The 6,733-nt window shown below is 69.1% G+C and carries 6 protein-coding genes; 2 read left to right on the top strand and 4 right to left on the bottom strand.

Features of this window, described 5'->3' with window-relative positions; all coding sequences use genetic code 11:
- Positions 1-59: 59 nt before the first annotated feature.
- The 3 genes from MTR62_RS19085 to MTR62_RS19075 form a co-directional block, all read right to left on the bottom strand.
- The gene (locus MTR62_RS19085; protein ID WP_244023929.1) at positions 60-1,103 is read right to left on the bottom strand and encodes a rod shape-determining protein; all 1,044 of its coding nucleotides are present in this window, start codon (positions 1,101-1,103) and stop codon (positions 60-62) included.
- Positions 1,104-1,454: 351 nt separating this feature from the next.
- Positions 1,455-2,330 carry a PhzF family phenazine biosynthesis protein gene (locus tag MTR62_RS19080; protein ID WP_244023927.1) on the bottom strand — a complete coding sequence of 292 codons (876 nt, stop codon included), beginning with the start codon at positions 2,328-2,330 and terminating at the stop codon, positions 1,455-1,457.
- 22 nt (positions 2,331-2,352) lie between these two features.
- Positions 2,353-2,694 carry a UrcA family protein gene (locus MTR62_RS19075; RefSeq protein ID WP_244023925.1) on the bottom strand — a complete coding sequence of 114 codons (342 nt, stop codon included), beginning with the start codon at positions 2,692-2,694 and terminating at the stop codon, positions 2,353-2,355.
- A 102-nt stretch (positions 2,695-2,796) separates the two neighbouring features.
- Between MTR62_RS19075 and MTR62_RS19070 the strand changes: the two genes are divergently transcribed.
- Positions 2,797-4,182 carry an aminotransferase-like domain-containing protein gene (locus tag MTR62_RS19070; RefSeq protein WP_244023924.1) on the top strand — a complete coding sequence of 462 codons (1,386 nt, stop codon included), beginning with the start codon at positions 2,797-2,799 and terminating at the stop codon, positions 4,180-4,182.
- On the opposite strand, the gene pdxR is transcribed toward MTR62_RS19070, so the two are convergent.
- Positions 4,179-5,606 (bottom strand): MocR-like pyridoxine biosynthesis transcription factor PdxR, encoded by a 1,428-nt coding sequence (pdxR, locus tag MTR62_RS19065; protein ID WP_244023922.1) that lies wholly within the window; start codon positions 5,604-5,606, stop codon positions 4,179-4,181. The two genes, MTR62_RS19070 and pdxR, sit on opposite strands and share 4 nt — an antisense overlap.
- A 78-nt stretch (positions 5,607-5,684) precedes the next feature.
- Here pdxR and MTR62_RS19060 point away from each other — a divergent pair, with 78 nt between their 5' ends.
- Complete coding sequence (locus MTR62_RS19060; protein WP_244023920.1) at positions 5,685-6,320, top strand: pyridoxamine 5'-phosphate oxidase family protein; 636 nt, start codon at positions 5,685-5,687, stop codon at positions 6,318-6,320.
- Positions 6,321-6,733 lie beyond the last annotated feature (413 nt).

Raw genomic sequence — 6,733 nt, 5'->3', positions numbered from 1 at the left:
CGAGGAAGCAGCTTGACCCACGAGGCCCCAATCAGAGAGGGCTCTTAGAACATCGGCACTCAGGCGTTGTGCAGGACGCCGCGATAGACGGTGTCCTCAAGCGCCCGCCCGGCGCCTTCCGCAACGCAGAACAGCGCGTTCTCGGCCACCACCACGGGAAGCCCGGTCGCCTGTGAAAGCGCGCTGTCGAACTCGGACAAGAGCGCCCCGCCGCCGGTCATGACGATGCCCTGCTCGATGATGTCGGCGGCAAGTTCGGGGGCGGTGTTCTCCAGCGCGTTGAGCACGGTGGCGATGATCTGGTTGACCGATTCGGCGATCGCTTCGGCGACTTCGGCCTGGCTGATCTCGATCTCGCCGGGAACCCCGCGCACCAGGTCACGGCCCTTGGCCTGCATCACCTTGCCGCGCCCATCGGCAGGCGCGCGGGCGGTGCCGATCTGGAGCTTGATACGCTCGGCGGTCACTTCGCCGATCATCAGGTTGTGCTTGCGCCGGATGGCGATCGCGATGGCATCGTCGAGCTTGTCGCCGCCCACGCGCACCGACGTGCTGTAGGCCAGCCCGCTGAGCGAAAGGATCGCCACCTCGGTCGTGCCTCCGCCGATGTCGACCACCATGCCCCCGATGGGCTCGGTCACCGGCATTCCCGCGCCGATCGCGGCGGCCATCGATTCCTCGATGATCCAAACCTTTGCCGCACCGGCCGACTGCGCCGCCTGACGGATCGCGCGCCGTTCGACCGGAGTGGAACCCGAAGGCACGCAGATCGCCACCGAGGGCCGACGCGGCAGGCGACCATGGCCGCCTTGCGCCTTTTCGATAAAGTGCTTGATCATCTGCTCGGCCACTTCGATGTCGGCGATGACCCCGCCGCGCAAAGGTCGGATGGCCTCGACGTTTTCGGGCGTCTTGCCCATCATCAGCTTGGCATCGGCGCCGATCGCGCGCACGCGCCGGATGCCCCCCCGCGTTTCGAGCGCGACGACCGAGGGTTCGTTGAGCACGATCCCCTTGCCGCTGACATAGACAAGCGTGTTCACCGTCCCCAGGTCTATCGCCAGGTCGTGGGAGGGCAGAACAAACAGATTGGGTAGCCGCATTCGTGAATTCTATCTTTCGCAAGGGTGCCGGACCCCCGACCGGGCGTAACGCCCCGACCGGATGCGAAAGCTCGTGGTTCGCGCGCCCGCGAGCCGTCAACGCCGCTGCGCCCATCCGTCCGAGGGGCGCGACGGTTGCCTTGGTGGAATCGGACTATCGCACCGCGCTCACGGCCCGGCGCAGCGCAGGCGGAAGAGCCCTTGGGGGCGGATCGCGAGAATCCCCTGCTCGCGCGCAAACGCCCAGCACCAACGCCTGGCGCCAACGACCGACCGCCCGCGCGGATCAAGGATGGGGATACGGGCGGCCGATCGCCGTCAGGGCGTGATCGCGCGGAACTTGAGGGTGTCTCAGCGCGGCCCTGAAATGCCGGAAAAGCCGGAAAAGCCGGAAAAGAGCGTCTGGGTCGCCCCGCCAACCCAGACCTGCCCGTCGGCATCCTGCGAAATATACGCGCGGCCCTTGCGGCCAAGACAGGTCCCCTGCGCCGCGACATAGGCCCCGCTGGCGCGCCCGCTGGCAAACAGCCACTGCCCGACCGAGGCGTTGAGACTGCCCGTCACCGGGTCCTCGATCAATCCACCATCGGGACCCGAGAACAGCGCGCGCAGCTCGAACGCGGCCTCCGCGCCCGGCGCGTGCGGGCCGACCACGCCGATATCGACGCGGCGATCGAGGTGCCGCTGCGGGTTGATCGCCAGAACCTCCTGCGCCGAGCCCAGCAGCACCGCCAACCAGCCCGGCCCGTTGTCGACCCACTGGGCATCGACCACGGCGGCCGCATCGATGCCCAGCACGTCGAGGGCCTCGGCCAGTTCCTGTTCGCTCGGCGCGCCGCTGCGGATCAGTGGCGGCGCGGCGAAGGCCAGCGCCGCACCGGTGCGGCGGATTTCCACCAGCCCCGCGCCGCATTCCTGCACCACCACGTCTTTTCGGCGCGGCTGGCCTCCGGCTTCGAGCCAGGCATGGCAGCTGCCCAGCGTCGGATGCCCGGCAAAGGGCAGTTCATGGGCCAGCGTGAAGATGCGCACACGGTAGTCCGCACCGTCCTGCGTCGGGGGCAGCAGGAAGGCGGTCTCGGACAGATTGAGCCAGCGGGTGATGCGCTGCATGTCCTCGGTCGAAAGCGTCTCGCCGCCGCTCACCACCGCAAGCGGATTGCCGGTGAACGGATCGGATGCAAAAACATCGACGAGCTTGAAGGCCGGCTCAGGCGCATGGGTCATGATCGCTTTTTCCTTCGTGCGATTAGCGGCTGGCGCGATAGGCCTGCCGGAGCCACGGCGCGTCAAGCCCGGCGAGCGTGCTGGCCACCGCATCGCGCCAGCACGCGCTCTCGCGCACAGCCCGGCGCACTTCGGGCAAGCTGAAGCCCGAAGCGCCGCACACCCTCATCGCCGCCGCCTCGATCCGCGCCAGCGACCGGCGCGCCGCTTGGCGCGTGGCAGGGGGCGCATCATACCCGGACAGGGCGATGCTGTAGGTATCCGCGCCGGTGCGCTGCGGAGCCTGTGCCGGCGCGCTCGACGCCCCGCAAAGGGCAAGCGCGGCGCCAAGGGCAAGCGGGCCGTTCGAAAGCAAGGTCTTCATTCGTCGTCTCCTGTCCGGGCTCCAATGCGCGAAAGGGGCTGGCCATCCCAGGGACAGATCAGTACAATTCTGAAAAACCGTACCGGTCAGGAAAGCAGTACAGTGGACAGTGAGACCCGCACCCGCACCGAACAGGTCATGGACATCGTGCGTGCGCGCATCGACCGGCGTGTGCTGACGCCGGGCGCCGCGCTGCCCTCGGTGCGCGCCATGGCCGCCGCCACCGGATTCTCCAAGTCGACCGTGGTCGAGGCTTACGACCGGCTGGCCGCCGACGGCGCAATCCGCTCGCGTCCAGGCGCGGGGTTCTTCGTCTCCGCCCCCCTCGCCCCGCTCACGCTCGACCGGATCGCCCCGGCGGCCGAGCGCGAGGTCGATCCGGTGTGGATGCTGCGCCAGTCACTGAGCTATGGCGCGGGAGCCTTCACCCCCGGATGCGGCTGGCTGCCCGCCGACTGGATGCCCGAAGCGCAGGTGCGCAAGGCGCTGCGCCACGCCGCGCGCGGGGACGCCGAAGGTACGCTGACGGGGTATGCCTCGCGGCTCGGCTCGTTGCCCTTGCGCACGCTGCTCGCGCGGCGGCTGGAGGACCAGGGGCTGGCCGCCGCGCCCGACCAGATCCTGCTCACCGAAAGCAGCACGCAGGCGCTCGACCTCGTCAGCCGCTTTCTCCTCGAACCGGGTGACACGGTGCTGGTCGACGATCCGTGCTACTTCAACTTCCTCGCGCTGCTGCGCGCGCATCGGGCGCATGTCGTGGGCATCCCGATGACCCCGCAAGGGCCCGACACCGCCGCCTTCGCCGCCGCGCTTGCCCGGCACCGGCCGCGCTTCTACCTTACCAATTCGGCCAACCACAATCCCACCGGAGCAACGCTCTGGGCCGTCACCGCGCACCACATCCTCACGCTCGCCGAAGCGCACGACCTGGTGGTGATCGAGGACGACATCTTTGCCGATTTCGAACATAGCCCGGCCCCGCGCCTCGCCACCTTCGACGGGCTCGACCGGGTGATCCGCATCGGCAGTTTTTCAAAGTCGGTGACCGCAGCGATGCGCTGCGGGCACATCGCCGCGCGGCCCGACTGGATCGAGGCGCTTGCCGACTTGCGCGTGGCGACCGCGATGTCGGGCAACCCGCTCAGCGCCGGGCTGGTCCATGCGGTGCTGACCGATGGCGGTTTCCGGCGCCATATCGAAGGCGTGCGCACGCGGCTCGCCCGTGCGCGCGCCGCGACGATCGCGCGCCTGCGCCGACACGGTATCGAACCCTGGCTGGAGCCCACCGGCGGCCCCTTCGTGTGGGGGCGGCTGCCCGATGGCCGCGATGCCGCGAAAGTCGCGCGCGCCGCGCTCACCGAGGGTATCGTGCTGGCGCCCGGCAACGTGTTCAGTGCCAGCGGCATCTGGGGCGACTACATGCGCTTCAACGTCGCGATGAGCGATGATGACAGGCTCAGCGCCTTTTTCGCCAGAGCGCTGCGCTAGGCCGCGTCCAGCGCCCTTAAGAGCGCCGCGCGAAAACGGGTGATCGTCCGCTCCCCGGCGTCCCCGAAGCCGACGATCAACCCGGTCATCCTTCCCGCCGCATAGGCCGAAAGGCGGGCCGGACGAAAGCCGGCGCGGCCAAGCGCGGCAAGAATCGCGGTCTCGTCGCGCCCGTCGCGAAAGCGCAGCGCCAGCTGCACCCCGCCATCGGGCGCGCGCACCTCGATCGCGGGGATGCCTTCGAGCGCGTGCGCCAGCGCGTTTCCGGCCGCCTCGTATGCGCGCGCCATGCGCCGCACATGCGCGCGGTAACGGCCCGAGAGCATGACTTCGGCGAGCGCGCGCTGGGTGTGCAGGTTCGCCATCAGCCCGAGGTTGCGCTGGGCAAGCCGCAGCGCCGGCACCAGCTCGGGCGGTGCGACGATCCAGCCGATACGCAGCGCGGGCATCAGGACTTTCGCCGCCGAGCCGAGATAGGCCACCTGCGCGGGCGCGTGCGCGGCGAGCGTGGCGACCTGCCGCCCGCGCCAGAGAAACTCGCTCTCGTAATCGTCCTCGAGGATCAGCGCGTCGTGCCGCCGGGCGTGGGCCACGAGCGCGAGGCGGCGTTCAAGGCTCATCCGGCAGCCGAGCGGATACTGGTTCGAGGGTGTCACGAAAATCAGCCGCGCCGCGGCGGGAAGCGCCTCCACCACCAGCCCCTGATCGTCGACCGGGATCGGCGCAACGCTGAGCCCTGCCCCCTCGAACGCGGCGCGCGCGCCCAGAAAGCCGGGGTCCTCCATCGCCGCGCAGTCCCCGTCCTGGGTCATGACCTGAGCCAGCAGCGACAGCGAGCCTTGCGTGCCGGTGGTAACCAGAATGCATTCCGGGTCGACCGCCAGGCCCCGATCCGCGCGCAGCCGCTCGGCAAGTACCGCGCGCAAGGCGGCAAGGCCATGGGTCGAACCATAGGCCGCATCCTCGCCCCCGCTGCGCCGCGCCGCCCGGCGCAGCGCCATGCCCCATTCCTCGCGCGGGAAGAGATGCTCGGCGGGCACGCCGGGACGCAGCGCACCGGCGTTGGTGACAAAACTCTCGACCCGAAAATCGCGCGCCAGCGCCCGCCCGCGCGGTGAGGGTTCGGGCGAGCGGCCCATGTCGCCCCGCGCGCCGCTCGAACCGCGCGGAGCCACGATCACCGGCGCACGGCCCCGCGCAATCGCCAGCACGCCCTCGGCGCGGAGAAGATCGTAGGCGGTGGTCAGCGTGATGCGTGACAGGCCGAGCGCTTGTGCCGCGCTGCGCGTAGAAGGCAACCGCGTGCCGTCGGGCAGGCGCCCATCGGCAATCGCGGCCAGCACCGCGCGGTGGATCTGCACCGGCAGAGGATCGGGTGCGGCCGGATCGGGGCTCACCAGCGAGCTGAGCGCATCTGGACTCATCAAATCAGCTTAAACTGGATATTTCCCAAAGCCACTCAAAATCTAGAACGCGCCGGGTCCCCAACCGGAGTTTGCCCGATGACCCCACGCTACGCCCATGCCCGCCAGCCCCGGCGCGCCTCTTACGACGAGGGCGTGATCCACGCCATTGTGGACCGCGCGATGGTCGCCCACGTCGGTTTCATCGCCGAAGGACGGCCGATGGTGATGCCCATGGCCTTTGCCCGCGTGGGCGCGGTGGTGTACCTCCACGGCGCCTCCAAGACCCGCATAGCCCGGCTCGATGAAGCGCCCGTCTGCCTCGAAGTGACCCGCCTCACCGGCCTCGTTGCCGCGCGCTCGGGGCTGCACCACTCGGTCAATTACGAAAGCGCGGTGATCCACGGCACGGCCCGGCGCGTCTCGGGTGCGGAAAAGGCCCGCGCGCTCGACGCCATCCTCGACCATCTCCTGCCCGGCCGCAGCGGGGAAGTACGCGCGATGAACGCGCAGGAAGAAAAGGCCACCGGCGTCATCGCCATCACCATCGAGCACGCCAGCGCCAAGATCCGCAACGGCCCTCCGGCCGATGACATCGCGGATCAGGATCTGCCGATCTGGGCAGGCGTGGTTCCCGTGGTAACCGCGCTGGGACAAGGTCTGCGCGACGCCTTCACCGCCGAGGACCGCCCCGAGCCCCCGTCGCTCGCCGCCGCGCGCCGGAAATTCGCCTAGAGCGGTGTTCGATCGGATTGCATCCGATCGGCCGTTCAAGAAGCGTTGTTCTTTCACGCTTTTTTTCGAGCCACTTCGTGGTCCACCTCGTTCGAAAACGCGCTCGGTGGTTTGGGCAAATTCTATCGTCCGGTTGCGGATGGTGGGCTTGCCCCACCCCGCTGCGACTAGCAGCGCCTGCGGCGCTGTAAGTCTCGCTGCCCCTCCCACCTGCGGTAGGGGCAGAAGGCCTGGGAACGCAGTCACCTGACCAAACGGGGTGAGCGGACAGCGTACCGCTCGCCAACCACGCAGCCTAAGAGCCCGATCCAAAAGTTCGGCACCGGCCCACGCCCCCACCCGACCTCCCGCGAAAGTGTACATTAGTCGGGAGGTCGGGTGGGGGCGTGGGCTGGTGCCGCAAAATTCGCATT

The organism is Novosphingobium organovorum (assembly GCF_022832435.1).
Classification (GTDB): domain Bacteria; phylum Pseudomonadota; class Alphaproteobacteria; order Sphingomonadales; family Sphingomonadaceae; genus Novosphingobium; species Novosphingobium organovorum.
The sequence above is the reverse complement of the archived record's forward strand: the minus strand, read 5'-3'. Positions and strand labels throughout refer to the sequence as shown.